At 70.0% G+C, this 24,866-nt stretch carries 22 protein-coding genes, 1 tRNA gene and 1 pseudogene; 17 read left to right on the forward strand and 7 right to left on the reverse strand.

Annotated features, from left to right (window positions below; genetic code table 11):
- Window positions 1-82: 82 nt before the first annotated feature.
- The 5 genes from tmk (at window position 83) to F4553_RS23445 (ending at window position 4,705) form a co-directional block, all read left to right on the forward strand.
- Window positions 83-2,131, forward strand: a complete 2,049-nt coding sequence (tmk, locus tag F4553_RS23425) for a dTMP kinase (protein ID WP_312875395.1) — start codon at window positions 83-85, stop codon at window positions 2,129-2,131.
- Window positions 2,128-3,327, forward strand: coding sequence for a DNA polymerase III subunit delta' (locus F4553_RS23430; RefSeq protein WP_376776287.1), 1,200 nt, complete (start codon window positions 2,128-2,130; stop codon window positions 3,325-3,327). The genes tmk and F4553_RS23430 overlap by 4 nt, the downstream gene beginning before the upstream one ends.
- Before the next feature lie 78 nt (window positions 3,328-3,405).
- Complete coding sequence (locus tag F4553_RS23435; protein WP_184839306.1) at window positions 3,406-3,735, forward strand: YbaB/EbfC family nucleoid-associated protein; 330 nt, start codon at window positions 3,406-3,408, stop codon at window positions 3,733-3,735.
- Window positions 3,732-4,049, forward strand: a complete 318-nt coding sequence (locus F4553_RS23440) for a hypothetical protein (RefSeq protein WP_184839308.1) — start codon at window positions 3,732-3,734, stop codon at window positions 4,047-4,049. The genes F4553_RS23435 and F4553_RS23440 overlap by 4 nt, the downstream gene beginning before the upstream one ends.
- On the forward strand, window positions 4,049-4,705 hold the full coding sequence (locus tag F4553_RS23445) for a hypothetical protein (RefSeq protein WP_184839310.1): 657 nt from the start codon (window positions 4,049-4,051) through the stop codon (window positions 4,703-4,705). The genes F4553_RS23440 and F4553_RS23445 overlap by 1 nt, the downstream gene beginning before the upstream one ends.
- A gap of 96 nt (window positions 4,706-4,801) precedes the next feature.
- Here F4553_RS23445 and F4553_RS23450 read toward each other — a convergent pair whose 3' ends face one another.
- Window positions 4,802-6,301, reverse strand: coding sequence for an LPXTG cell wall anchor domain-containing protein (locus tag F4553_RS23450; RefSeq protein WP_184839312.1), 1,500 nt, complete (start codon window positions 6,299-6,301; stop codon window positions 4,802-4,804).
- A gap of 147 nt (window positions 6,302-6,448) precedes the next feature.
- Here F4553_RS23450 and F4553_RS23455 point away from each other — a divergent pair, with 147 nt between their 5' ends.
- The 5 genes from F4553_RS23455 to F4553_RS23475 all read left to right on the forward strand — a co-directional run bounded on the left by F4553_RS23455 (window position 6,449) and on the right by F4553_RS23475 (window position 11,994).
- A complete protein-coding gene (locus tag F4553_RS23455; protein ID WP_184839314.1) occupies window positions 6,449-7,282 on the forward strand; it encodes a PSP1 domain-containing protein in 834 nt (277 codons plus the stop codon).
- Between the two features lie 19 nt (window positions 7,283-7,301).
- Window positions 7,302-9,110, forward strand: a complete 1,809-nt coding sequence (locus tag F4553_RS23460; protein ID WP_312875322.1) for a metallophosphoesterase — start codon at window positions 7,302-7,304, stop codon at window positions 9,108-9,110.
- Window positions 9,111-9,119: 9 nt separating this feature from the next.
- The gene (locus F4553_RS23465; RefSeq protein ID WP_184839315.1) at window positions 9,120-9,986 is read left to right on the forward strand and encodes a hypothetical protein; all 867 of its coding nucleotides are present in this window, start codon (window positions 9,120-9,122) and stop codon (window positions 9,984-9,986) included.
- 578 nt (window positions 9,987-10,564) lie between these two features.
- Window positions 10,565-11,218 (forward strand): futalosine hydrolase, encoded by a 654-nt coding sequence (locus tag F4553_RS23470; protein ID WP_184839317.1) that lies wholly within the window; start codon window positions 10,565-10,567, stop codon window positions 11,216-11,218.
- Window positions 11,215-11,994, forward strand: coding sequence for a 1,4-dihydroxy-6-naphtoate synthase (locus tag F4553_RS23475; RefSeq protein WP_184839319.1), 780 nt, complete (start codon window positions 11,215-11,217; stop codon window positions 11,992-11,994). The genes F4553_RS23470 and F4553_RS23475 overlap by 4 nt, the downstream gene beginning before the upstream one ends.
- Window positions 11,995-12,001: 7 nt before the next feature.
- Here the strand turns inward: F4553_RS23475 and F4553_RS23480 are convergent, their stop codons facing one another.
- Window positions 12,002-12,400 (reverse strand): cold-shock protein, encoded by a 399-nt coding sequence (locus F4553_RS23480; protein ID WP_184839321.1) that lies wholly within the window; start codon window positions 12,398-12,400, stop codon window positions 12,002-12,004.
- A gap of 159 nt (window positions 12,401-12,559) precedes the next feature.
- Between F4553_RS23480 and F4553_RS23485 the strand changes: the two genes are divergently transcribed.
- On the forward strand, window positions 12,560-14,902 hold the full coding sequence (locus tag F4553_RS23485; protein ID WP_184839323.1) for a helicase-associated domain-containing protein: 2,343 nt from the start codon (window positions 12,560-12,562) through the stop codon (window positions 14,900-14,902).
- A gap of 15 nt (window positions 14,903-14,917) precedes the next feature.
- Here the strand turns inward: F4553_RS23485 and F4553_RS23490 are convergent, their stop codons facing one another.
- Window positions 14,918-15,739: a L,D-transpeptidase family protein gene (locus F4553_RS23490; RefSeq protein WP_184839325.1), complete on the reverse strand. Its 822-nt coding sequence runs from the start codon at window positions 15,737-15,739 to the stop codon at window positions 14,918-14,920.
- Window positions 15,740-15,989: 250 nt separating this feature from the next.
- Between F4553_RS23490 and F4553_RS23495 the strand changes: the two genes are divergently transcribed.
- On the forward strand, window positions 15,990-16,235 hold the full coding sequence (locus F4553_RS23495; protein ID WP_184839327.1) for a hypothetical protein: 246 nt from the start codon (window positions 15,990-15,992) through the stop codon (window positions 16,233-16,235).
- 281 nt (window positions 16,236-16,516) lie between these two features.
- Window positions 16,517-18,157: a DNA repair helicase XPB gene (locus F4553_RS23500; RefSeq protein WP_184839329.1), complete on the forward strand. Its 1,641-nt coding sequence runs from the start codon at window positions 16,517-16,519 to the stop codon at window positions 18,155-18,157.
- A gap of 73 nt (window positions 18,158-18,230) precedes the next feature.
- On the opposite strand, the gene ligD is transcribed toward F4553_RS23500, so the two are convergent.
- Window positions 18,231-19,046 carry a non-homologous end-joining DNA ligase gene (ligD, locus tag F4553_RS23505; protein WP_184839331.1) on the reverse strand — a complete coding sequence of 272 codons (816 nt, stop codon included), beginning with the start codon at window positions 19,044-19,046 and terminating at the stop codon, window positions 18,231-18,233.
- Window positions 19,047-19,074: 28 nt separating this feature from the next.
- On the opposite strand from ligD, the pseudogene ku reads away from it, so the two are divergent.
- Both ku and F4553_RS23515 read left to right on the forward strand, forming a co-directional pair.
- A pseudogene (gene ku / locus F4553_RS23510) lies at window positions 19,075-19,981 on the forward strand (non-homologous end joining protein Ku).
- A gap of 28 nt (window positions 19,982-20,009) precedes the next feature.
- Window positions 20,010-20,501, forward strand: coding sequence for an NUDIX domain-containing protein (locus tag F4553_RS23515; protein ID WP_184839333.1), 492 nt, complete (start codon window positions 20,010-20,012; stop codon window positions 20,499-20,501).
- A gap of 9 nt (window positions 20,502-20,510) precedes the next feature.
- On the opposite strand, the gene F4553_RS23520 is transcribed toward F4553_RS23515, so the two are convergent.
- Window positions 20,511-22,133 (reverse strand): MDR family MFS transporter, encoded by a 1,623-nt coding sequence (locus F4553_RS23520; RefSeq protein ID WP_184839335.1) that lies wholly within the window; start codon window positions 22,131-22,133, stop codon window positions 20,511-20,513.
- A 91-nt stretch (window positions 22,134-22,224) separates the two neighbouring features.
- Between F4553_RS23520 and F4553_RS23525 the strand changes: the two genes are divergently transcribed.
- Window positions 22,225-23,514: an MFS transporter gene (locus F4553_RS23525; protein WP_312875323.1), complete on the forward strand. Its 1,290-nt coding sequence runs from the start codon at window positions 22,225-22,227 to the stop codon at window positions 23,512-23,514.
- A 46-nt stretch (window positions 23,515-23,560) separates the two neighbouring features.
- On the opposite strand, the gene F4553_RS23530 is transcribed toward F4553_RS23525, so the two are convergent.
- Window positions 23,561-23,636: transfer RNA gene (locus tag F4553_RS23530), tRNA-Thr, on the reverse strand.
- Window positions 23,637-23,854: 218 nt separating this feature from the next.
- On the opposite strand from F4553_RS23530, the gene F4553_RS23535 reads away from it, so the two are divergent.
- Entirely contained in the window at window positions 23,855-24,112 is a 258-nt protein-coding gene (locus F4553_RS23535; RefSeq protein ID WP_184839337.1) for a DUF2530 domain-containing protein, read from the forward strand.
- Here the strand turns inward: F4553_RS23535 and F4553_RS23540 are convergent.
- A complete protein-coding gene (locus F4553_RS23540; protein WP_184839339.1) occupies window positions 24,082-24,852 on the reverse strand; it encodes a DUF3027 domain-containing protein in 771 nt (256 codons plus the stop codon). The two genes, F4553_RS23535 and F4553_RS23540, sit on opposite strands and share 31 nt — an antisense overlap.
- Window positions 24,853-24,866 lie beyond the last annotated feature (14 nt).

A 24,866-nucleotide genomic window follows, 5' to 3' on the forward strand; every position in this document is an offset into this window, starting at 1 on the left:
CGAGACAGCTGCGGTTGAGCTCTCCGGCTTCGCCGAACTGCGGGCGATCCTGCGCATCCGCGCCTTCCGGCGCCTGTGGATGGTGCTCGGTGTCGCGTCCCTCGGCGACTGGTTGGGCCTGCTCGCGACCGCCACCTTCGCTTCCGCGCAGGTCACCGGTTCAGCGGCGAAGGGCGTCGCCTTCGGCTCGGTGATCGCCGTGCGGCTGCTCCCGGCCCTCGTGCTCGGTCCGCTGGCGGGCGTCCTCGCCGACCGGTTCGACCGCCGCTACACCATGGTCGTCTGCGACCTGCTGCGATTCCCGCTCTTCGCCTCGATCCCCACCGTCGCGCTCCTGTCGGAGAACGCGGCGGTCACGGTCGGCTGGGCGGCGATCGCCACCTTCCTGGTCGAGGCGATCACGATGATCTGGACGCCGGCCAAGGACGCCTCGATCCCCAACCTGATCCCGCGCGCCCGGCTCGAAGCGGCCAACCAGCTCACGCTGATCACGACCTACGGCATCACGCCGGTCCTCGCCGCGATCAGCCTCGCCGGACTCAGCCAGCTCTACCAGTCGGCCGTCTCCAACGGCGTGGACCTGCCGACGAGCACCGCGTCGTCGGTCGCCCTCTACTTCCTCGCGCTCTCGCGCCTCGCGACCGCAGTCGTCGTCTTCTTCGGCATCAAGGAGATCGGCGGCCGGGAGAGCCGGGGCGACGGCGCCGACCAGGGCGTGCTGCGCCAGTTCGTCGACGGCTGGAAATACGTGGCGCGGACGCCGCTGGTGCGGGGCCTCGTCCTCGGCATCCTCGGCGCCTTCGCCTGCGGCGGTCTCGTGGTCGGCACCGCCCAGTTCTACGCGCTCTCGCTCGGCGGCGGCGACTCAACCTTCTCGCTGCTCTTCGGCCTGATCTTCGTCGGTCTCGGGCTCGGCATCGCCTTCGGTCCCCGGCTCGTCGGCGCGCTGTCCCGCCGCCGCTGGTTCGGCTTCTCGATCATGCTCGCCGCCTCGTCGGTCGGGCTGCTCGCGCTCGCTCCGCACCTCAGCATCGCCGCCGCGGTCACCCTGCTGGTCGGCGCGGGCGCCGGGATGGCCTTCCTCTCCGGCACCACCCTGCTCGGCGGGGAGGTCGAGGACGACGTCCGGGGCCGGGTGTTCGCCTTCGTGCAGACCGCCGTGCGCGTGGTGCTGATGCTCGCGATCGCGCTCTCCGGCGTACTGGTGGGGGTGGGCGGGTCGCGGGAGTTCCACATCGCCGGGCTCGCCTTCCCGATCTCCTCGACCCGCCTGCTGCTGCTCGTCGCGGGCATCGCCGGGACGTTCGCCGGCATGTGGGCCCTGCGGCAGATGGACGACAAGCCGGGCGTCCCGCTCTTCCGCGACCTGTGGAGCTCCATGCGGGGACGTCCGCTGGAGATGCCCGAGGGACACACCAAGGGCGGAACCTTCATCGTCTTCGAGGGTGGCGAGGGCGCGGGTAAGTCGACACAGCTCGAACTGCTCGCCGAGAAGCTGCGCGGGCTGGGCCACGACGTGGTCGTCACCCGCGAGCCGGGTGCCACGCCCGTGGGTGCCGGCATCCGCAAGCTCGTCCTGGACCGCGAGTCCGCGGATGACGCGCCCATCGGCCCGCGCGCCGAGGCCCTCCTCTACGCCGCGGACCGCGCGCATCACGTCGCCTCGCTGGTACGCCCAGCGCTGGCCCGAGGTGCCGTCGTCATCTCCGACCGCTATGTCGACAGCTCGCTCGCCTATCAGGGTGCCGGTCGCGCCCTCGCCGCCGAGGATGTCGCCTGGCTGTCCCGGTGGGCCACCAACGGGCTCAAGCCCGACCTCACCATCGTGCTCGACGTCGACCCGACCACCGGCCTGAGCCGGGTCGCTGATCGTGGCGCCGGACATGATCGGCTGGAGAGCGAGAGCCTGCGGTTCCACGAGCGGGTGCGCCACGCCTTCCTCGACCTCGCCGCGGCGGAGCCCGCCCGATACCTCGTCGTCGACGCCGCCGAACCGGTCGAGACGATCACGGAGCTCATCGCCGAGCGGGTCACCGAGCTCCTGCCGCCTCCCCTGGAGGGTCCTTTTCTGACCCCACCGTCCGACGCCGAGTTGAGTTCCATCGTGGACAGCGAGCTGGAGCGGCGCTGATGTCCGTCTTCGACCAGGTCATCGGGCAGCCTGCGGCTGTCGCCACGCTGCGCAACGCGGCACACGCCGCCAACCTGCTCGTCTCCGGCTCCCCGCTGGGCGACCGCCGCAGCGCCATGACCCACGCCTGGCTCTTCACCGGGCCACCCGGGTCGGGCCGCTCGGTCGCCGCCAGGGCACTCGCCGCCGCGCTGCAGTGCGTCGAGGACGGGGTCGGCTGCGGTGAGTGCTCGGGCTGCCACACGACGATGGCCGGGACCCACCCCGACGTGCGAGCCGTCGTCCCCGACGGGCTCAGCATCCCGGTCTCGCTCATGCGCGAGCTGGTGCTGCGCTCGGCGGGCTCCCCGGCCAACGGCCGCTGGCAGGTGCTGCTCGTCGAGGACGCCGACCGGCTTACCGAGGCGGCCGGAAACGCCCTGCTCAAAGCCGTCGAGGAGCCGCCCGAGCGGACCGTCTTCCTGCTCTGCGCACCCTCGACCCACCCCGATGACGTCTCGATCACGATCCGCTCGCGCTGCCGGGTCGTCCAGCTCCGGCAACCCGCCGCCGCCGACGTCGCCGAGCTGCTCGTCACCCGCGACGGCATCAGGCGTGACGACGCAGTCTGGGCCGCAGCCGCAGCTCAGGGCCATGTCGGCCGGGCCCGTCGGCTCGCGCGTGACCCGCAGGCCCGCGCGCGGCGGGAGGCGGTCCTGTCCTTCCCCCGCAAGCTCACCGGCGTCGGGGCCTGCTTCGACGCAGCAGCCGCGCTGATCGCGGCGACCGAGGAGGAGACAGCCGACTCCGTGGCGGCGGTCGATGCGGGAGAGCGCTCCGCGCTGGAGACCGCGCTCGGTGCCGGTGGCACGGGCAAGGGCTCGGCGGGCGCGTCCCGGGGCATGGCCGGGCAGCTCAAGGAACTCGAACGTCGACAGAAGTCGCGGGCGACGAGGGCTCAGCGGGACGCCCTGGACCGGGCCCTGATCGACCTGGCCGGGTTCTACCGGGATGTGCTCAACATCCAGTTCGGCGGTTCGGTGGCGCCGATCCATGTGGACACAGCGGAGATGGCGAGCCAGGCGGCCGCCCGGTGGAGCCGGGAGAGTGCTCTGCGCAGGCTGGAGGCGGTGCTCGCCTGCCGTACGGCGATCGAGATCAACGTCAAGCCGCGGATCGCGGTGGAGGCGATGATGCTCGCGCTGTGGAAGGGTTGAGCCCGATAGGGCGCGTATGAGCCAGGGTTATCCACAGGCCCTGTTGACGGTGGCTGCGCCCCGGTAGCGTCTGCGACCGTGAGGGAAATCGACGAAGCCTGGATCGAGGAGGCGGTGACCGCCTACCGCCGGATCGAGGAGCGCCAGGCGGATTACCGCCGTGCCCTCGCCGAGATAGAGGTCAGTGTGCGCTCACCCGATGGGTTGGTCGAGGTGACGGTCGGCGGCGAGGGCGGAGCGGTGCTCGGCGTCGAGATCATCGGGAGCCTGCGCGACCGCACCGCCGGTGACGTCAACCGGGCGATCCAGTCGACGCTCGTCGCGGCTCGCGACGCGGCCGACTGGGCCCGGCGCAAGCTCCACCAGGAGATCTTCGGAGAATATCCGGCGCTGGGAGGTCAGCGATGACAGAGCTCAACCGCCTCGGCGCGGAGCTCGCCACCGCGTCCGGACAGCTCTCCGACGCGCGGCACACGGCGAGCCTGCTCGGTGACGATCCGATCGGCAGCCTCGCCGGAGCTCCGGGGCGGCTCGGCGAGATCGGCCGGCGGCTCTCCGGCCAGCTCCGGCAGGCGTGGTCGGACCGCATCGACGAGCTGGGCGAGGCCCACGCCGACATGGACCGGCTCGCGGAGGCCGTCGACCGGGCCGTGGCGCGCTATGCGCAGGCGGAGGACCACACCCGTCACGGCGTCGGCCGCCTGCATGCCGAGGAGATGTGATGGACGCCCTCGATCGGGTCAACCTCGCCGCCGCGGACCTGCTGCGCCGGGTGGACGAAGCCCTGAGCGGCGGAGCACCGGCCGGCCACCGGGTCTGGCCGCTGCTGCGCTGGATCCGCGTCCTGCCGGGTCCGGCCGTCGAGGCGATCGTCGGGCTGCGCCCACCGGATGCCGAGGACGCCCGGGAGGTGGAGACGCTCGCCGTTCGGGTCGCCGAGGCGGCCGAGCCGCTCGCCACCCAGGTCGCCTGGGAGGGGTCGGCCGGTGCGGCGTTCGAGACGCAGCGGCGGGCATACCGGGAGCATCTGGTCGACTCCGTGGACTCCGTCACGGTCCGGCTGGAGGATTTCGCCTCCTATCTGGAGGAGCTCGGCGCCTGGATCGCGGAGAGTCGGGTCGCGCTGGCGCTGCGGCTGGCGACCGTGCTGCGCTCGCAGGAGTCCGTGACGCTGCTGACCAGCCTCGACGCTGCCGAGAGGGGGCTCGCGGCGGCCGAGATCGGTGCCGAGGTGCTCGCCGAGATCGAGGAGATCCTCCGCGCGGGCGAGGAGGTCGAGGCCGATTGGCAGCCCCGCCTCGCCCGGCTGCGGCGAGGAGCCTGGCGGCCGGACCTCTCCGGTCCGGCAGCTCCGACCACGCTGCGATTGGATCTCTGATCGGGGTGTGATCCGGCCCGATCGTGGGTAAAGCGAAAAGTCGTGGCCCGGCCAGGGGTGCGCCTGGCCGGGCCACGAACCTGAGGGGGAAACGCGCTAGCTGACAGCGTTTCGCCTACGCGATAGCAGGAGCAGGAGCCGGCCGAGGAAGGCCAGCACCACCCCGGCCCCGATGAGGAACGGCAGCCCTGACGAGCCGGTCAGCGGCAGGCTGCAACCCGGTCCGCCGCAGCCCGCTGGCGACGTTCTCGGCGAGGGGACCGGCGCCGACGGGCTGGCGCTCGAGTCCGGCGGGCAGACGCAGTTGGAGTGGGAGGGGCTCGGGCCGGGGCTCGTCGTCGCGGTCCGCGGTGCGACCGCCGACACCTCCAGCAGGCCGATGCCGAGGTCGAGTACGGTCGACTCGCCACCCCGCCGGTCGCCGAGCACGACGAGTTGCAGCCGCAGCGAGGCCGCCTGAGCGCTGACACCCGTGTCGGTGACCCGCTTGTCGAGCCCGCCGATCGACAGGCGCAGCACCGCGAGCGAGCCCGCACCGGGCTGGCGTGTGCCGTTGCCGGCCGAGCTCACTCCGCCGAGCAGGCCCGGCAGCAGCGGCACGTTCTCGATCTCGGGCAGCCCGGGCAGGGACACCGACGAGCTGCCGCCGCCCGTGATCCCGGCGAGCGAACCGATCGGCAGGGCCGCGAGCAGGGAGTTCAGCGGGTCGCCACCGACGAGGGGCAGCCCTTCCTGGCGGGCGCGGTCGGCGGCACCGAGGCGCGCCAGCATCGACGGCGGCAGGGCCACCTCGATCTGCTTCTCGGGAGAGTCCAGCCGGTGCGTCCGCACCCCGTCGCCGGAGATCTCCAGGATCGGAGCCTTGTAGTCCACCGTGGAGGTACGCGCGTTGCCGGTCGCGATCACCGCCAGCGTCGGCGGCTTGAGCACCTTCACGCCGAGCGAGTTGGAGAGCAGCTGCAGGTCGGCGAGTTCGATCTCGGCCGCGGCTGCGGCGGCGAACTTGCCGTTCACCAGTTGCAGGCCGGTCACCGCCTGGCTGGTGAGGTTCTGCGGTGCGCGTACCAGACTGGTGTTGCGGGACCCGGGCAGAACCGTGAGGTCGGCGACGGTCGCGCGGCTGACGCCGGCCGGCCCGGCATAGCTGCAGCCCATGCCCTCGGCCCAGGTGGCGTGCGCGGAGAGCGAGCCGAGGCCGACCCGGGCGACACCGAGCTGGATGGCGCCGGCGGAGGCGACGGACGCGGCCTTGTGCGTCGGCGGAGCCTGCTGCGCGACGGACTTGTCCAGCGGGCCGGTCGGGAGGCTCAGGCCGAGGAGGTCGGCGTCGGCGTAGCGGGAGGCTGCGGCCGACTGCGTGCGGGCCTTGGCGTTCATCCCGGCGCTGGTCGAGGCGACCCGGACGTCGGCGACCGGGCCGACGGGCAGGCCCAGCGGTCGCAGGTCGAGCAGCCCCACGCGGACCAGGTCGGCGCTGGCCCGGGCGGAGAACGCGCCGGGTGAGCAGGCCGCGGCGCTGGCGGGAGTGGCAGGTGCGGCCAGGATCGGCACGGTGAGCAGCACTGCTGCGGCGGGTAGCCGGCGTTGCCAAGACATGCGGAGTCCTCTTCGTCGGGGGCTGTCGATGAGGCCCAACGAAGGCAATGGATTGGGGTGACGCAGTCCACCCAAACGTACAACGACAAATCGTCCGAATAGGTACGGGATCCGCCGCTGCGGTCACAACTCCATTACAGTGTGCGGATGGGAATGCTCTGTGCGGTCACTTTCAACCGATCCGGGCGCCTCTTCTACCTCGATCCTGGAGAATTCCGGCCCACGGTCGGCCAGATGGTGCTGATCGGCACCGACGAGGGACCAGAGGTCGCCCAGTGCGTGTGGGCCGCGACGTGGAGCGAGGAAGACACCGACAACTTCCCCAAACTCATCGGTTACGCCGACGACCAGGACCTCTATCGCGATGCCGAGCTGCGCAAGCGCAAGGCCGAGGCGCAGGTCGCCGCCCGCAAGCTGATCCGCGAGCACGAGCTGCCGATGAAGGTCGTCGGCGTCGACCACCTCGACGGCGACAGTCCACAGACGACGATCTACTTCACCGCGCCGCACCGGGTCGACTTCCGATCGCTCGTGCGCGACCTCGGCGCGACGCTGAAGTGCCGGGTCGAGCTGCGCCAGCTCTCCGCCCGCGACTCCGCCCGGCTGCAGGGCGGCATCGGTTCCTGCGGGCGCGACCTGTGCTGCGCCACCTTCCTCGTCGACTTCGAACCGGTCACCATCCGGATGGCGAAGGACCAGGACCTGCCGCTCAACCCGCTGCGCATCTCCGGCGCCTGCGGCCGACTGATGTGCTGCCTGAAATATGAGCACCCGCTCTACCAGAAGTTCGCCGAGACCGCCCCGGCGCTGGGCGAGAGAGTCGAGACCGACGAGGGCCCCGGCCGCGTCGTCGGCCACTCCGTGCCGAGGGACGCCGTGGTGGTCCGGATGGACTCCGACGGCAAGCGCAGCGTCTGTCCAAAGGCGTCCGTCTGTGGGTCTCGGAAAGTGTTCGAACAGCGGTACAACGACGAGACGTAAGCGGCTAGGCTCCGCTGCTGTGAGCGATGCCGATGCGACCGAGCCGATTCCGACCGTCGGGATTCCCGCCGTGGTGCTTCCCACCGAGGCTGTCCCGACGGTGATCATTGTTCCGGCGCAGCTGATCCCGGAAGAGATCAGCGACGAGCCGACCATCGTGCTGCCGAGTCACCGGCCGTCCTCGATGGACCCCAAGGACCTCGGCTTCACGCCGCAGTCCCCGGTGCCGTGGCTCGGCCCGGTGCTGCTCGCCGCGACCGGCGCCCGCGTCGCCCTCGCCAGCCAGTTCGGGGCCTACCTGGACAAGCGTGAGCTGCAGGGCGCCTTCGCCACCCGGATCTTCGAGGAGCACGCGCTCGACGAGGAGCTGTGGGTCGACTACGTCGCCGACCTCGGCGACGGCTTCAACGCCACCTACTCCATCGCGTGGCTGCTCGCGCAGAAGAAGCTCACGGTCGACGGGCACGAGCTGCCGCGCGCCGAGGTGCTGCTGATGGGCGGCGACCAGGTCTACCCGACGGCGAGCAGCGAGGCCTACGAGAACCGCATGGTCGGTCCCTACCTCGCCGCGATGCCGACGCCCGCTCCCGGCGAGACCCCGCCGACGCTCTTCGCGCTCCCCGGAAACCACGACTGGTACGACGGACTCACCGCCTTCCTGCGCCTGTTCGCCCGTCGTGAGGGCGGCCACCTCGGTGCCTGGCAGACGAAGCAGACTCGCAGCTACTTCGCGATGAAGCTGCCCAACAAGTGGTGGATCCTCGCGGTCGACGTGCAGGCCGAGGCCTATCTCGACGATCCGCAGATGGACTATTTCCGCAGCGTGGCTGCGTTGATGGGGCCCGATGACAAGGTCATCATCACCTATCCGCAGCCGTCCTGGGCGCAGACCCGGGAGCACCCGCGCGGCTATGACACGCTCGCCTACTTCCGGCGCAAACTGATCGACCCGACGGGTGCGAAGGTCGCGGTCATGATCTCCGGCGACACCCACCACTACGCGCGGTACGCCGAGAAGGGCAGCGACGCGGAGCACCTCATCACCGCCGGCGGCGGCGGCGCCTACCTCGCGGCGACCCACGGGCTGCCGACCACGGTGACCGTTCCTCCCCGGCAGCCCTTCGCCCGTGACACCCGCCAGCGCGATTACACGCTGCGCAAGACCTACCCGAGCCGGGCTCGCTCGCACGCGCTCGGCGGCGGGATCTTCGCCCGGCTGCCGCTGCGCAATCCGGGCTTCACCACCCTGCTCGGCATAGCGCAGACGCTCTTCCTGCTCTCCCTGAACGGCCGGGCCAACCGCCTGCTCAGCATGCCGGCCTTCCTCATGATCGCGGTCATGATGATCGGCTCGCTCTTCTTCGCGATCGGCCTGTCCCACGGCATGATGCGGCGGGTCCCCGTCATCCTCGGCTTCTTCCACGGCCTCGGCCACATCGCGCTCGGCTACGCGGGGTGGTATCTCTGGCGGGAACTGCCCTTCGACGGCTACGACTGGCCGCTGCCCGGGGTGCTCGCCTTCGTGATCTACGGTCCGATCTGGGGCGTCGTGGCGTCCGAACTCGTCGCGTTGTATCTCTTCATCGCCGGCAACTTCCGGGTCAACCTCAACGAGCTCTTCGCCGGTCAGGGCATCGAGGACTACAAGGGGTTCCTGCGGCTGCACTTCGGTCGCGACGGCTCGCTCACGATCTACCCGATCGGCCTGGACCGGGTCGGGCGCAAGTGGATGCCGCAGCCCAACCGTGCCGCGCACACCCCGTGGCTCGACCCGAAGAAGCCGCTGACACCCAGATTGATCGAGGAACCGATCAAGATTCCGGCCTAGGATCAATCCGTGCTTCAGGAGATCGGCCGGATCATCACCGCCATCGCCGCGCTGCTCGTGGCGATGGCGGGCCGTGTCTGGCGGGGTATGCAGTGGCTCGTCCGGCACGCGTTGGCGGCCCGCGTGGTCACCGCCAACGGCGTGCCCCGGCTCGGGCGGCTGCTCGACCTCGCCGCCCTCTCGGTCGCGGCGGACCTGCTCTTCCTCGCCGAGCTGTGGCGGCGCGGCTCGCCGGTCGGCTCGGGCTGGGCTTCCCTCTTCGGCGCCCTCGCCGCCGTCGCGATCTGCGGCGCGCTCTACTTCACGCAGCGCAGCCTGATCCGGCTCACCTGGGCCGCGCTCACGATCCTGCGGGTGATCGCTCTCGCCGTGCTGGCTCTCGCGCCGCCGGTCTTCCTCGTCGGCGGCGGCTCGGGCTCGTCGAAGTTCTTCGGTGCCCTCGCCGTGGCGGTCCTGGTCGCGATGCTGCTCGTCGACCGCTTCTCATGGGTGCTGACCATGCGCTCGCTGCTGGCGCCGACGACGCGCGGGCGGTTCGTGGCGGGCACGCTGAGCTACGTCGCCTACACGATGCCGTGGGCGATCGGGCTCGCGCTGATCGCGCTGATGATCGGCGGGCTGTGGCCGCTGACGATCGCCGAGGTCCTGCTGGTCGCCGTGGCGATCATCGTGCTGACGCTGCCGGGCCCGACCGTCGACGATGAGCCCCGGCCGCCCGTCGTGAAGCAGCCGACGCGCAAGTCGCTGCCGACGCAGCCGGTCGCGCCGCAGCAGCCGATCGCGCCGACGGAGATCCTGCCGCCGGTGGGCGCGCACCCGGGCGACGCGGAGGCCGAGGGCTACTCGGTCTATCGCCCGTCGACTTTGGACGACTGAGCAGCGGCCCTTTGCCGGTCTGCTATGGCGCTTGATCGTGCTCTTTCCCAGAAATAGCGGCTTCGGGAGGGGCCGGAGAGGGCAATTTCCCGGAACGAGCGCGATCGAGGCCGTGCGGAACCTGATCGCGGCACCCGGGACGCAGCGTGGCATGCCGCAGGGCGCACTCAGTGCAGGACTGGCCGCATCGGCGGCGCGGCGCGGCGGGTACCGCATACGCTGCGTGACTTGCCTGACGTTTGTGTGATGGGATCTGGGGTTGGCTTAAGGTGTCGCGAGGCTTTGCTCTGCTTACACGGACGCACCACGGCGACTGATGCGTAGGTGTAAGCAGAGCGATGGTGGTGGTGCGCAGATGTAAGCAGAGCGATGGTGCGGTGCGCAGGTGTAAGCAGAGCGATGGTGTGGTGCGCGGGTGTAAGCAGAGCGATGGTGGTGCGCGGGTGTAAGCAGAGCAAAGCGTCGCGCACGACCACTGGCAAGCCCGCCCCGGGCAGTCGCGCACGACGACCGGCAAGCCCGCAACGGGCAGGGCACACGACCACTGGCGAGCCCGCCACGGGCAGGAGAGGGAGCACATGACGACGCTGGTGGTGACGGCTGTCGAGGCCGAGGCCGACGCATTCCGGGCCGGGTTGTCCGGGATCGATCCGGAGCTGCTGACCGTGGCGGCAGTCGGTGTCGGTCCGGCGGCGGCAGCGGCCGGGACCGCGAGACTGCTGGCGCTCGCCGAGGGGCGCGGGTCGGCGTACACCCGGGTGGTTTCGGTGGGGATCGGGGGTGGGTTCGCCGACCGGACCGAGCTCGGCGGCCTCGTCGTCGCGGCCCGCAGCATCATCGCGGACCTGGGCGCCGATGCACCGGACGGGTTCATCCCCATCGACGAGCTGGGCTTCGGTTCGGCGATCACGACGGCCGACGCGGCGCTGCTGGCCGAGCTGGTCGCAGCGCTGCCGGGCGCCGAGATCGGTGACATCCTCACCGTCTCCACGGTCACCGGGACCGCGGCGGGGACCGCGGAGGTACGCCGCCGCTGGCCCGACGCCGTCGCTGAGGCGATGGAGGGTGGCGGTGTCGCGGCTGCCGCCGCGGGCGCGGGCATCGCGTTCGGCGAGCTGCGGGCGATCTCCAACGCGATCGGACCCCGCGATCGGGGTTCCTGGCGCATCGGGGCGGCACTGTCGGCCCTCACGAGCGCCGCTGCCGGCTGGGGGCATACGGTGGGGCGGTGAGCCTCTCGATCGCCTTCTCACCCTGCCCGAACGACACGTTCGTCTTCCACGCGCTCGTGCACGGGCTGGTGCCGGGAGCGCCGAGCTTCGACGTCACCTTCGCCGACGTGGACGTGACCAACACCAGTGCGCTCGACGGGCGGTTCGACCTGGTCAAGGTCTCCTACGCGGCGCTGCCGTGGCTGCTGGACACCTATGAGCTGCTGCCCTGCGGCGGCGCGCTCGGGCGGGGCTGCGGTCCGCTGCTGCTCACCAACGGCCAGGGGTTCCACGACGGGGTGGTCGCCGTGCCGGGGGAGCGGACGACGGCTTACCTGCTGATGCGGCTCTGGGCCCAGCAATCCGGTCAGGTGCCTCGGGAGGTCGTCGTGGTGCCGTTCCACGAGATCATGCCGGGGGTCGCGGCGGGTCGATTCGATGCCGGGCTCGTCATCCACGAGGCCCGCTTCACCTACCAGCGTTACGGCCTGACCCAGCTCGTCGACCTGGGCGAGTGGTGGGAGACCGACACCGGGCTGCCGATCCCGCTCGGTGCGATCCTCGCCAAGCGCGGAGCCGTCGACCCGGTCGAGGCAGCCGAGTGGATCCGGCAATCCGTGCGGACGGCCTGGGCCGATCCGTCGCTGAGCCGGGACTACGTCCTGTCGCACGCGCAGGAGATGGAGCCGGAGGTCGTCGACGCGCACATCGCGCTCTATGTCAACGAGTTCACCGAGAACCTCGGCCCCGACGGAGAGCGAGCGGTGGCAGCCCTGTTGAAGGCCACCACCGCTTGAGAAGGGACTAACTCTCCAGTTCGCGGGCGACCACGTGGAGCGCCTCGCCGATCTTCTGGCCCATCTTGCGGTCGGGGTGCCGGCCGCGCTTCAGGTCCGGGAGGATCTTCGACTCCAAGACCTTGATCATGTCTTCGATGAGCGTGTTGAGCTCGTCCGGCGAGCGGCGCTGCGCGTCCGCCCGTGCCTGCGTCAGCGACGGCGGCGCGTCGAGGACCTGCACAGACATCGCCTGCGCGCCCTTGCGTCCTTCGACGACACCGAACTCGATCTTCTGGCCCTGTTTGACCTCGGTGACGCCGGCGGGTAGCGCGGTCTTGGGCAGAAACACGTCGCCGCCCTCGTCGCTCGTGACGAAGCCGTAGCCCTTCTGGGCGTCATACCACTTGACCCGACCGGTAGGCACCGCTGATCCCTGCCTTCTTGGAACTGTGCGTCAACTCGACTCCAGCCGCGTCGCGCGGCCCGTCGATAAGGCTAACGATCGTGGCCCAATCAACCAACGGGGATATGCCACTGACGGTCGTGCCCCACCGCACCCGGCGCGGGCGCTAGCGTAGAGGGGATGGGCACCTCATTCGCCGAACGGCTCCGCGCGCTGACAGATGAGGCGCTGGGCGGACTCCTGCGGGCCCGACCCGACCTGGTCACCCCGATCCCCGCCGACATGGGGGTGCTCGCCGCGCGGGCGCAGACCCGCCTCTCGGTGGCACGCGTCCTCGACGGGCTCGACCTCTTCACGCTCGAGATCCTCGACGCGGCCCGGCTGACCCGGTCCGACGACGGCTACACCTCCGCCGACGCGATCATCGCGCTCGCCGCGGTGCCGACCGGCGGGCCGGAGCCGACCCGCGTCCGCAGCGCCGTGCAGGAGCTGATCACGCTCTTCCTGCTCTATGGACCCGATGACGAGCTCCGGGTCGCCGGTGCCGTCGACGAGGTCCGCGGGCACTACATCGCCGGGCTGGGCCGCCCGGCGGACGCCCTCGACGAGCAGACGGCTGCGCTCATGGCCGACCCCGCTCGCGTCCGCCGCGCTCTGCTCGCGGCACCGCCGGAGGCTCGGGCGGTGCTGGACCGGCTCGCCGAGGGCCCGCCCGTCGGCACCTTCACCGAACCGTCCGAGACCCTGCTGGGCCTCATCGGACAGCACCTCCTCGTGCGCGTCGACCACCAGACCGTGGAGCTCCCGCGCGAGCTGGGGCTGCTGCTGCGCCGCGACGCCGGGCCGCTCGGACCGCTCCATCCGGCGGCCCCGGAGCTGCCGCCGCCGTCGCGTGCGCAGGCGGCCATCGACCGCGCCGCCGCAGGCCAGGTCATGTCTGTGGTACGCCAAGCAGAAGCCCTGATCGAGGCGCTCGCCGCCGATCCGCCGCCCGTGCTGCGTGCCGGTGGCATGGGCGTGCTGCCGTTGCGCCGCCTCGCCAAGTCGGCCGACCTGCCCGAGCCGCTGGCGGCGCTGCTGATCGAGATCGTCTACGCGGCGGGCCTCGTCGCGGAGCTGGAGACCTCGATCGAGACGATCTATCTGCCGAGCGCCGCATATGACGGATGGCGCACCGAGACCGTCGCGCAACGGTGGGCGGTGCTCGCCACGGCGTGGCTGGCGATGCCGAGGCAGGCGGCCCTGATCGGTCAGCGCGACGAGCGGGACCGGGCGATCACGGCACTCGCTCCGGAGGCGGAGCGAGCCGGCGCACCCGTGCTGCGCAAGGCGACGCTGCGGGCACTGCCGCCCGGCGTCACGCCCACCCCGGAGCAGCTCGTCGAGGTGCTCGCCTGGCATACGCCGCTGCGGGTCCGAGGTCGTGAGCAGCTCTATCTCGGGGTGCTGTCGGAGGCTGCGGAGCTGGGCTTCACGGGTTACGGCGGCCTCGCCTCTTACGCATTGCCGCTGGTCGTGCCCGACGAGCCGGACGATCCGCTGGGTCGAGGGCCGAGCGGTGACCGCCCGCGCGATCAGAACCCGGCCGCCGTGGCGCTCGCCGCACTGCTGCCGCCGCCGGTGACCGAGTTCCTGATCCAGGGGGACCTGACGGTCGTCGTGCCGGGGCCGCCGGAGGCCGGTCTCGCGGCGGAGCTCGATCTCGTCGCCGACCACGAATCCGGTGGCGGTGCCGTGGTCTACCGGGTGACCCAGGCCAGCCTGCGGCGGGCGCTCGACGCCGGTTACGCCGGTGCCGACCTGCACTCGCTCTTCGCCCGCCGGTCCCGGACGCCGGTGCCGCAGGGGCTCACCTACCTGATCGACGATGCTGCGCGTACCCACGGCGGTTTGCGGACCGGCTCGGCCGGGGCCTATCTGCGCAGCGATGACGAGGCGCTGATCGCGACCGTGCTCGCGGACCGGCGGCTGAGCGCGCTGGGGCTGCGGCGGCTGGCGCCGACGGTGCTGATCACGGTGAGCCAGGCGGGGCGGCTGCTGACGGCGCTGCGCGAGGCGGGCTATGCACCGTCCCCGGAGGACTCGACCGGTGCGGTCGTGCTGACCAGGCCCAAGCTGCGCCGGTCGGTGGCGCGGCCGCCGGTGAGTCCGGCGATCGACCTGACCGCCGGGCTGACCCGGCCGCGACTGCTGGGGATCGTGGAGCAGATCCGGCGCGGCGACGCCGCGAGTCGGGCGGCCCGCCGAGCGCCCCTGGCGGTCCGTGCGGCGACAGGGGGTCCCGTCGATGGGCTGACCGCCGTTCAGGCGCACACGGAGGCGCTGGCGGTGCTGCAGCAGGCGGTGCGGGACAAGGCGAAGGTCTGGGTCGGCTACGTCGACGCGCACGGCTCGACGGCGTCGCGGTTGGTGCGCCCGGTCTCGATCGGCGCGGGCTACCTACGCGCCGAGGACGACCGCACCCAGACCCTGCACACATTCGCGCTGAGTCGAGTCACCGCGGCCGTCCTCGATACGCAATAACAGGCGTTCTACCGATCAGGTGCCGATGCGCCGACCGTAGAGGCGCACCTTGGAGCCGTAGCCGAGCAGCGAGTATGCCTTGACCGCGTCGTTGTGGAGCAGGTTGACGCAGCCGTGCGAGCCGATGCCCGTGTTGTGGATGTAGGTGGTGGTCTCGTGCAGGCCCATGCCGTCGTTGAAGTGCTGCCAGTAGGGCAGCCAGACCTTGTAGGGACGCGACCAGTGCTTCGTGCTGCGGTCGTTGATCCCGTAGGTGCCCGCCGTGGTGGCGAACCCCTTCATGCCGGTCCGGGTGACGGTCGGTCCGAGGACCACCTTGCCGCCCGACATGATGTAGAAGGTCTGGTGAGTCAGGTCGACGCAGGCCATGGTGGCGTTACCGGCCTTGCAGGTGGCCGGGTCGGTGGCGGCGATGCGCTTCGCGACGGCGGCCGTGGTCTCGCCTGCCTTGCCGTTGGCGGGGGAGATCCCCATCCGCTTCTGGAAGGCCTTGATGGTGGCGCAGTCCCCGGCGCTCAGCTTTCCGTCGGCGACGATCGCGCCGTAGGTGCCGATCTTGGCGAGGGCCGTCTCGACGTCCCTCAGCTTCGAGCCGAGCGGGCACGGCGAGGATGCCGCACCGCCGCCTCCGGTGCCGGCCGCCGCCTTGGTGGGCGTCGGCTTGGCGGACGGGGACGGCTGGATCGCCGCCGTACTCGTCGCGGGGGCGCTGCTGGTCTGTGCCACCGGTTCTTGGGGTGCGGCCACGTTGTCCGTGGGTCCGCAGCCGGTCAGTAGGAACAGGGCACCAAGCGCCAGCGCGCCGGCCCTGCGGATCGTTCGATGCTCAGCTCGCATCTGGCCCTCCCCGACCAACGGTGTCGATTCTTCCCGGTACACGTGGAAGATCGGCGTCCGGTTGCACCGAGACATTAACCGCTGGTAGCACATTCTCGATAGCCCCGCCCGGCTCTTCCGGGATGGACAGACGCGCCGCTCAGGCGGGGTCCGCGCGCTCGTCCGGGCAGTGTCGGCGAAAACTCCTCATACGGGCGTTTCGCGTGCCAGTCTGGTGGTCGGGACTGCGCTCGAACGCGGGAGGGCGGCAATGACAACGGAGCCGGAACTGGGCCAGCCGGAGGAGACGGCGAAGTCGCCGGGCATCTCACGCGCGGCCCGGGCCGTCACGGTGGCGGTTGCCCTGGGGCTCGTCGCCTGGTTCTTCTTCGCCTGGCTGGTGCTCGACCGGCACCTGCTCGACGCCGCCGGAGAATCGGTCGGCACGGCGCTGCTGCTGCTCATCGTGGTCTCGGTGGTCGGAGCGGTCTGGCGCAACAACGCTCGCGATCGATAGCCTCAATCGATGGCGGCGCCGGCGGAGAACCGCCGGCGCCATCCCCGTTTTGCATTGCAGGCATCGTTCGCCCCCGTTGGACGCCCCCGAACGTGCATGCAACCGAGGGACGCATAGGCGGTATGCAGAGGTTGCGGTCGGACCCCCGAATGGTCCGTTCGGTGAGCCCGGTGTGACCGTTTGGACAGGTTCCGGCGAGGTTGTCTCCTTCGGCGAAACGCGGTCTCCCTCGGGACGTGTCACCATGGAGGGTCATCGTCAGCCAACCCGGAGGTCATGAAGTGTCGGGCGGACCCCTGATCGTTCAGTCGGACAAGACCCTGCTGCTGGAGGTGGACCACGCCGACGCCACCGCCTGCCGGATGGCGATCGCGCCCTTCGCCGAGCTGGAGCGCTCGCCGGAGCACATGCACACCTACCGGCTGACGCCGCTGGGGCTGTGGAACGCGCGCGCGGCGGGCCACGACGCCGAGGCGGTCGTCGATGCCCTGCTGCGCTTCTCGCGCTACCCGGTGCCGCACGCGCTGCTCGTCGATGTCGCCGAGACGATGGACCGCTACGGCAGGCTCCAGCTCGTCGCCGATCCGGTGCACGGTCTCGTGCTGCGCGGGCTGGACCGGATGGTGCTGATCGAGGTCGCCAAGTCGAAGAAGCTCGCCGGGATGCTCGGCGCGCAGATCGACGCCGACACGATCCAGGTGCACCCGTCCGAGCGGGGCCGGCTCAAGCAGGCGCTGCTGAAGCTCGGCTGGCCCGCCGAGGACCTCGCGGGCTATGTCGACGGCGAGGCGCACCAGATCGACCTCGCGGAGGACGGCTGGACGCTGCGCGGTTATCAGCGCGAAGCGGTCCAGCACTTCGCGGCCGGCGGCTCCGGTGTCGTCGTGCTCCCCTGCGGTGCGGGCAAGACGCTGGTGGGCGCTGCCGCGATGGCCGATGTCAAGGCCACGACGCTGATCCTCGTGACCAACACGGTCGCCGGTCGGCAGTGGAAGCGCGAGCTGATCGCGCGGACCAACCTGACCGAGGAGGAGATCGGGGAGTATTCGGGCGAACGCAAGGAGATCCGCCCGGTCACGATCGCGACCTACCAGGTGCTCACGATGCGTCGTGGTGGCACCTTCCCGCACCTCAACGTCTTCGAGGCCCGGGACTGGGGCCTGATCATCTATGACGAGGTGCACCTGCTCCCGGCACCGATCTTCCGCTTCACCGCCGACCTCCAGGCCCGGCGGCGGCTCGGCCTCACCGCCACGCTCGTCCGCGAGGACGGCAAGGAGGGCGACGTCTTCAGCCTGATCGGGCCGAAGCGCTACGACGCGCCGTGGAAGGACATCGAGGCGCAGGGCTGGATCGCGCCGGCCGAGTGCGTCGAGGTACGCGTCACGCTCACCGACGAGGAGCGGATGGCCTACGCCCTGACGGAGGCCGAGGAGCGCTACCGCCTCGCCGCGACCGCCCGGACCAAGCTCCCCGTGGTGAAGGCGATCGTGGACAAGCACCCCGACGAGCAGGTGCTCGTGATCGGCGCCTACCTGGACCAGCTGCACGAGCTGGGGGAGTTCCTCGACGCCCCGATCATCCAGGGCGCGACGACCAACAAGGAGCGCGAGCGGCTCTTCGACGCGTTCCGGTCCGGTGAGATCCGCACCCTGATCCTGTCGAAGGTCGGCAACTTCTCCATCGACCTCCCCGAGGCGGCCGTCGCGATCCAGGTCAGCGGCACCTTCGGCAGCCGCCAGGAGGAGGCCCAGCGCCTGGGCAGGGTCCTGCGCCCCAAGGGCGACCACCGCCAGGCCCACTTCTACACGGTGGTGTCGAGGGACACGATAGACACCGAGTACGCGGCTCACCGCCAGCGCTTCCTGGCCGAACAGGGCTACGCCTACACCATCGTCGACGCCGACTCCCTCACGCCGTAACCCCGAAAATTCGCGTTGATCAAGGGAAGACTCGCCGCATATCGGACCCCCGACATGGCGAGTCTTCCCTTGATCAACGCGAATAAAGGTCGCCGGTCGTGGTGACGCGGTGCAGGGTTTCGGCGGGGGTGAAGGTTTCCGGGGTGAATCCCCCCTTGGCCACCTCTGGCCAGGACAGGGGGGTGGAGACCGTGGGGATAGGGCCCGCCCGCAGGGAGTATGCGGTGACGGTGGTCTTGGACGGGTTGTTCTGGCTCCAGTCGATGAAGACCTTCCCGGTGCGGCCGGCGACGACCATGCGGTCGGTGATCTGCCCCGGTGCCGCCTTGGCGAACTCTGCCGCTATCGCCTTGACATAGGACTGCGCCTCGTCGGCGTTGCCGGTCCAGGCGGCGCTGACCTGCATGCCCTTGCGGCCCGAGGTCTTGGCGAAGGCTTCCCGGCCGTCGAGCGCCAGGCGGTCCTTGATCGCCAGGGCGACCGTGCGGCACTCGTCCAGGCCTGCCGGGGGACCGGGGTCCAGGTCGAAGACGACCATGTCGGGACGGTCGGGGCTGCCGACCCGCCACTGCGGGGTGTGCAGCTCCAGGGCGGCGAGGTTGGCGAGCCAGACCAGCGTCGCGAGCTCCTCGCAGACGATGAGGCCGTCGGGGGTACGCGGGATCCACGACGGGGTGCCGGCCGGGGCGTTCTTCTCGAAGAAGCCGGCGGTGTGCGTACCCGATGGGAATCTGATCCTGGTCAGCGGCCTGTCGGCGAGGTGCGGCAGCAGGACCGGCGCGATGCGCGTGTAGTAGTCGATGACCTCACCCTTGGTGAAACCATCCTCGTAGAGCGGTTTGTCAAGATTTGAGAGATCAAGCTGCCTCCCGTCGATCTCGACCCGCATGCCCACAGAATATGCGAATCTGGTTCGTATGAGGGCGATCTGGAAGGGCGCGGTGTCATTCGGGCTGGTCGCGATCGCGGTCAAGCTCTACTCCGCGACCGAGGAGAAGGACATCCGCTTCCATCAGGTGCACCCGGAGGACGGCGGGCGCATCTCCTACCAGCGCGTCTGCAAGATCTGCGGCAAGCAGCTCACCTTCGACCAGATCGCCAAGGGGCTCGATGTCGGCGGTGGCGAGCTGGTGATCCTGACCGACGAGGACCTCGCCGATCTGCCGCTCGCCAGCTCGCACTCGATCGAGGTGCTGGAGTTCGTGCCCGCCGAGCAGATCGACCCGATCCTCTACAGCAAGAGCTACTACCTCGAACCCGACGGCGCCGCGGGCGTCAAGCCCTATCTCCTGCTGCGCGACTCGCTCGCCCAGGCCGGGAAGATCGGGGTGGTCAAGGTCGCGCTGCGACAGCGCGAGCAGCTCGCAGCCATGCGGGTACGCGACAACGTGCTCGTCCTCAACACGATGCTCTGGCCCGACGAGGTGCGTGATCCCGCCTTCGGCTTCCTGGAGAAGGATGTCGACCTGCGCAAGCAGGAGCTGCAGATGGCCGCGTCGCTGATCGAGTCGATGGCGGGCGAGTTCCACCCGGACGAGTTCACCGATTCCTATCGCGAGGCGTTGCAGCAGGTCATCGACGCCAAGGTGGCGGGCAAGGAGGTCGTTGCCGCTGCCGAGCCGGAGACCGAGCCGGGCGAGGTGATCGACCTGATGGCGGCGCTGAAGGCCTCCGTCGAGCGGGGCCCGCGCGGCGCGCAAGGACGAGCCGGCCGCGGAGCCCGCCGCACCCGCCAAGCCCGCCGCCAAGAAGGCCGCCGTGAAGAAGGCGGCACCGGCCAAGTCGACTGCGGCGAAGAAGGCCGCGGCCAAGAAGGCTGCGTGATGTCGCATCGAAGCGGTAGTTTGGCGGCGTGACAGCCGAGGAAGAGTGGTGGGCGTCCTACCACGGCAAGCTACGTGCCGCATTTCCCGATGAGACGCTCCTGTTCGTCGGAGCTCGCGGTCTCGTCCGCGATGATCAGGGCCGGTTCTTGCTGATCAAACGCGTGGACAACGGCAGCTGGTCGTTCCCCGCCGGTGGCATGGAGCTGGGCGAGTCGCTCGACGAGTGCGTGGTCCGGGAGGTGTGGGAGGAGACCGGCATCAAGGCCGGGCTGGCGACGCCGTTCGCGTTCTACAGCGGCTCGCAGTTCACCTACACCAACGTGTTCGGACACACCTACCAGCACATCTCGATGTCCTACCTGCTGACCGACGTCAGCGGCGAGCTCAAGCCCGATCCGGAGGAGGCGGCCGACGCCGGCTTCTTCCACCCGTCGGAGATGCCGCTGAGCGACTTCCACCAGCTGGTCCTGCAGGATCTCGCCAACTTCGAGCGGACCGGGATCCTCCAGGTCCACTGACGCACGGCGTCACATCATGGTCTGGGTGTGTGCCGCGGCTTCGGCTGCCTGCGAGTCCGCGTCGCTGTCGACGTCGTCGTCGGGCTCGTTGACCGAGACCGGCGGCGGGCCGCTGCGCAGCTTCAGGTCGGGGATGCCCAGCGCGATCAGGACGCCGACCGCCGCGACCAGCGACGAGATGAGGAAGACCGGGTGCAGCGATCCGGTCAGCGCGGTCTCGACGGCGTTGCGCAGCGGGCCGGGGAGCAGCTTGATCTGCGCCGGTGACGCGATGGTGATCACCTGGTCCTTGAACCTGGCGGCGATGTCGGCGGGCAGTTGCTGCAGCGCGGCGGGCATCGCGTCGGCGAGCTTCGTGGCGAGGTTGTTGTTGAGCACCGTGCCGAGGATCGCGACGCCGAAGGAACCACCGAGCGACCGGAAGAAGGTCGAGGTGGAGGTGCCCGCGCCGAGGTCCTTGGGGTCGATGGCGTTCTGCAGACCGAGGATGAGGGTCTGCATCGACATGCCGAGGCCGATGCCGACGACGACCATGTAGATGAACGAGACCCACAGCGGCGACGTGACCTTCAGGTGGCTGAAGAGGAAGAGGCCGACCGCCATCGTCGCGATGCCGACGACCGGGAACCACTTGTAGCGGCCGATCTTCGCCGTCGCCGCGCCCACGATGATCGAGGTGAAGATGATGCCGGCCATCATCGGCAGCATCAGCAGTCCGGACGCGGTGGGTGTCGCGCCCTTGACGATCTGCAGGTAGAGCGGGATGTAGATGATCGAGCCGAACATCGCGAAGCCGACGACGAAGCTCGCCGCGTTGCTGAGCGAGAAGGTCCGGTTCTTGAACAGGCGCAGCGGCAGGATCGGCTCGACTGCCTTCGTCTCGATGTAGATGAACAGCGCGCTCAGGATGGCACCGGCCACGAAGAGCGTGATGATCGTGGGGGAGCCCCAGGCGTACTCGGATCCGCCCCAGGAGAGCGCGAGCAGCAGGCAGCTCACACCGGCGACCATCGCTGCGGCACCCAGCCAGTCGATCTTGTGCTGGCGGTGCGGGACGTTGACGTGGCGCAGCACCTGGTTGCAGAGGATGAGCGCGATGATGCCGAGCGGCAGGTTGATGTAGAAGATCCAGCGCCAGTTGTGCTCGGCGAAGTATCCACCGACGAGCGGCCCGGCCACCGACGAGACGCCGAAGACGGCGCCGAAGAATCCCTGGTAGCGGCCGCGCTCGCGGGGCGGCACCACGTCGGAGACGATGGTGAAGGCGAGCGTCATCAGACCGCCGGCGCCGAGACCCTGCACGCCGCGGAAGATGATGAGCTGCGTCATGTTCTGCGAGAGGCCTGCCAGCAGTGAGCCGAGCAGGAACATGCCGATCGCGAAGAGCAGGACCGGGCGCCGCCCGTAGAGGTCGGAGATCTTGCCGTAGAGCGGGGTCGACGCGGTCGAGGCGAGCAGGTAGGCCGTGACCACCCATGAGTAGTGGCTCAGGCCGCCGAGCTCGCCGACGATCGTGGGCAGGGCGGTGCCGACGATCGTCTGGTCGAGAGCCGCGAGCAGCATCGCGAGCATGAGGCCGGCGAGCAGCCAGTAGAGCTGACGTTTCGAGAGCTGCACACCTGGACGCGTCATATGACCATCCTGATGTTGGTTTCTCCTACTCGGAGGGAAAACCGGTGAAACTCATTGGACAGGCTGGGCCGTGACGTGCACCATCGCGCCTGTGAGCAGACGATTCGCCATGGACCTGAGCCCCCTGAAGCGCTACCGGGACTTCCGATTGCTCTTCATCGCGCTCTCGGTCTCGAGCTTCGGGTCGTTCATTACATATATCACCATTCCGTTTCAGGTCGCGAAGATCACCGACAACCCGCTCATGGTCGGGCTCATCGGGGTCTGCGAACTCGTTCCGCTGCTCTTCATGGCCTTCGTCGGCGGTGCCCTCGCCGACTATGTCGACCGGCGCATCCTCGTCGTCGGCGGCGAGATCGCACAGATGGCGATGACCGGCTTCCTGCTCCTCAACGCCATCCTCGGCAAGCCGCAGCTCTGGCTCCTCTTCGTCGTCGCGGCGCTCTCGGCGGCGATCGACGGGCTGCAGCGGCCCGCACTCGAAGGGCTCACCCCGCGCCTCGTCCCGATGGAGGACATTCCCGCGGCGAGCGCGCTCAACTCGTTCCGGATGCAGATCGCCTCGCTCGGCGCCCCGGCGGCGGCCGGGCTGCTCATCGCGGTCTTCGGCGCCGGACCCGGTCTCGGCTGGGTCTACGGCATCGACCTCGCGACCTTCGCCGTCGGCCTCGCCTGCCTGGCCCTGATGAAGGCGGTCCCACCCCCGGAGGCAGCCGACAGGCCGTCGTTGCGCAGTGTCATGACCGGTCTCCGGTACGCCAAGAACCGCCCCGAGCTGATGGGGACCTATCTCGTCGACATCAACGCGATGTTCTTCGGCATGCCGCAGGCCCTCTACCCCTTCTTCGCCCAGAAGCTCGGCGGACCTGCCGTGCTGGGCCTGCTCTACGCCGCACCGAGCGCCGGGTCGATGCTCGCCACGCTCACCTCGGGCTGGACCAAGCGGATCCACCGGCACGGCCTCGCGGTGATCATCGCGGCGGGCCTGTGGGGCGTCGGGATCATCGTCTTCGGGCTCTCCCACTCGCTCTGGCTCGCCATCGTGGGACTGCTGCTCGCCGGGGCCGCCGACATGATCTCCGGTATCTTCCGCTCGACGATCTGGAACCAGACCATCCCCGACCACCTGCGCGGACGGCTCGCCGGGATCGAGATGATCTCCTACACGACGGGACCGCTGCTCGGCGGCGTACGCAGTGGCGGCATGGCGAGGTTCGTCGGCATCGGCGGGTCCGTCGTCTGGGGCGGCGTGCTCTGCATCATCGGCACCGTGGCGTTGGCGGCGGCACTGCCCAAGTTCCTCGCGTACGACGGCCGCGACGGCATCCTGCGCAAACAGGAGGAGGAAGCCGCCAGGGCCGAACTCGTCGCCACCCAGTAGGCCCGGCATGACGAAAGGCCCCAGCGTGAGCTGGGGCCTTTCGTTGTGGAGCCGCCTAACGGAATCGAACCGTTGACCTTCTCATTACGAGTGAGACGCTCTACCGACTGAGCTAAGGCGGCAACGGTAAGCGAGTCTACGCGACGCCTGACCGATCTTCCTAACGGGTTCCCCGCCACGCCGCCCGACCCCTCGAAGATCGCACCTTCTTGGGGGAAAACGGTGTGATCAAGCAGCTTGATCACACCGTTTTCCCCCAAGAAGGTGCGATCAAGGCGCCAGCCAACGGGTGATCAACAAGTGGCGGCGGCACTAGCCAACCGGCAGGTAGTCTGTGGGCGTGTCTGGGGAGCAAATGCCTGAGGTGAAGCCGCTCGATCCGCCCATGGTGCCGTTCGTGCTGGGCGGCATGGCGATCTGGGTGCTGGCCGGGCTCGTCTGCTGGCTCGCCGACGCCCCCACGAGCTGGATCTGGATCTGCGTGGCGGGCTTCGTCGTCGCTCTGCCGGGCCTCGGCCTGATGGTCGTGCACGACCGCAACCGCCGCATCCGGCGGTCGCGGGACGCTCAGACCGACTCGACCGCGTTGTCGTCGTAGATCGTCGGGAGCTCCTCGACGGGCGGCACGACGTCCATGAAGATCTCGGAGTGCGCGCCGCAGCCGTGGTCGAGCGAGACGACCCGGCCGTCGTCGGGGGCGTAGACGTTGCCGCAGACGCCGAAGGCCTGGCGCATGGAACCGGCCATCATCAGCATGAACCCGCACGAGACGCAGCGCGCGGTGCGCGGCGCGGCCTCGGCGATGGGCGCGTTGGGGCCGTGATCGCCCTCATACCACCGGGCGGCGGTGTCCTCGCGGCCCTCCTTGCTCATCACCCGGGGGCGGCCGAGGCCGAGCTCCCAGGTCTCGTCGTCGACACCGGGGTCGTCGGAGAGCAGGTAGCCCTGCGTCAGCCGCTCGTCGTCGGGCGCGGTGGGGAGCAGGTCGCCGATGCCGAGGTCGCCGGGGCGCAGGCGCTCCTCCCACGGCAGCCAACCCGGCGCGAGCAGCGCGTCGGAGCCGGGGAGCAGGACCGTCTCGCAGACGGTGACCTGCTTGGAGCGGGGCGCACGGGTCACCGTGACGGCCCACAGCCAGCCCCGATAGCCGGCGAGACCGCAGGTGAAGTGGTGGGTGACGAGGCGCTCGCCTTCGGCGATCACCTCGAGGTGGTCGCCGACCTGATCGTCGTCCGCAGCGGTGATCGCAGCGCGCGCGACATCCACCGCATCTGCACATGCCTGGTCGAGACGAGCGGAACGGGCGGCAGTCCTGGTCACATGGACATTCTTCCCCATGGGTAGCCACGCCG

It is taken from the genome of Allocatelliglobosispora scoriae (genome assembly GCF_014204945.1).
GTDB classification, from domain to species: domain Bacteria; phylum Actinomycetota; class Actinomycetes; order Mycobacteriales; family Micromonosporaceae; genus Allocatelliglobosispora; species Allocatelliglobosispora scoriae.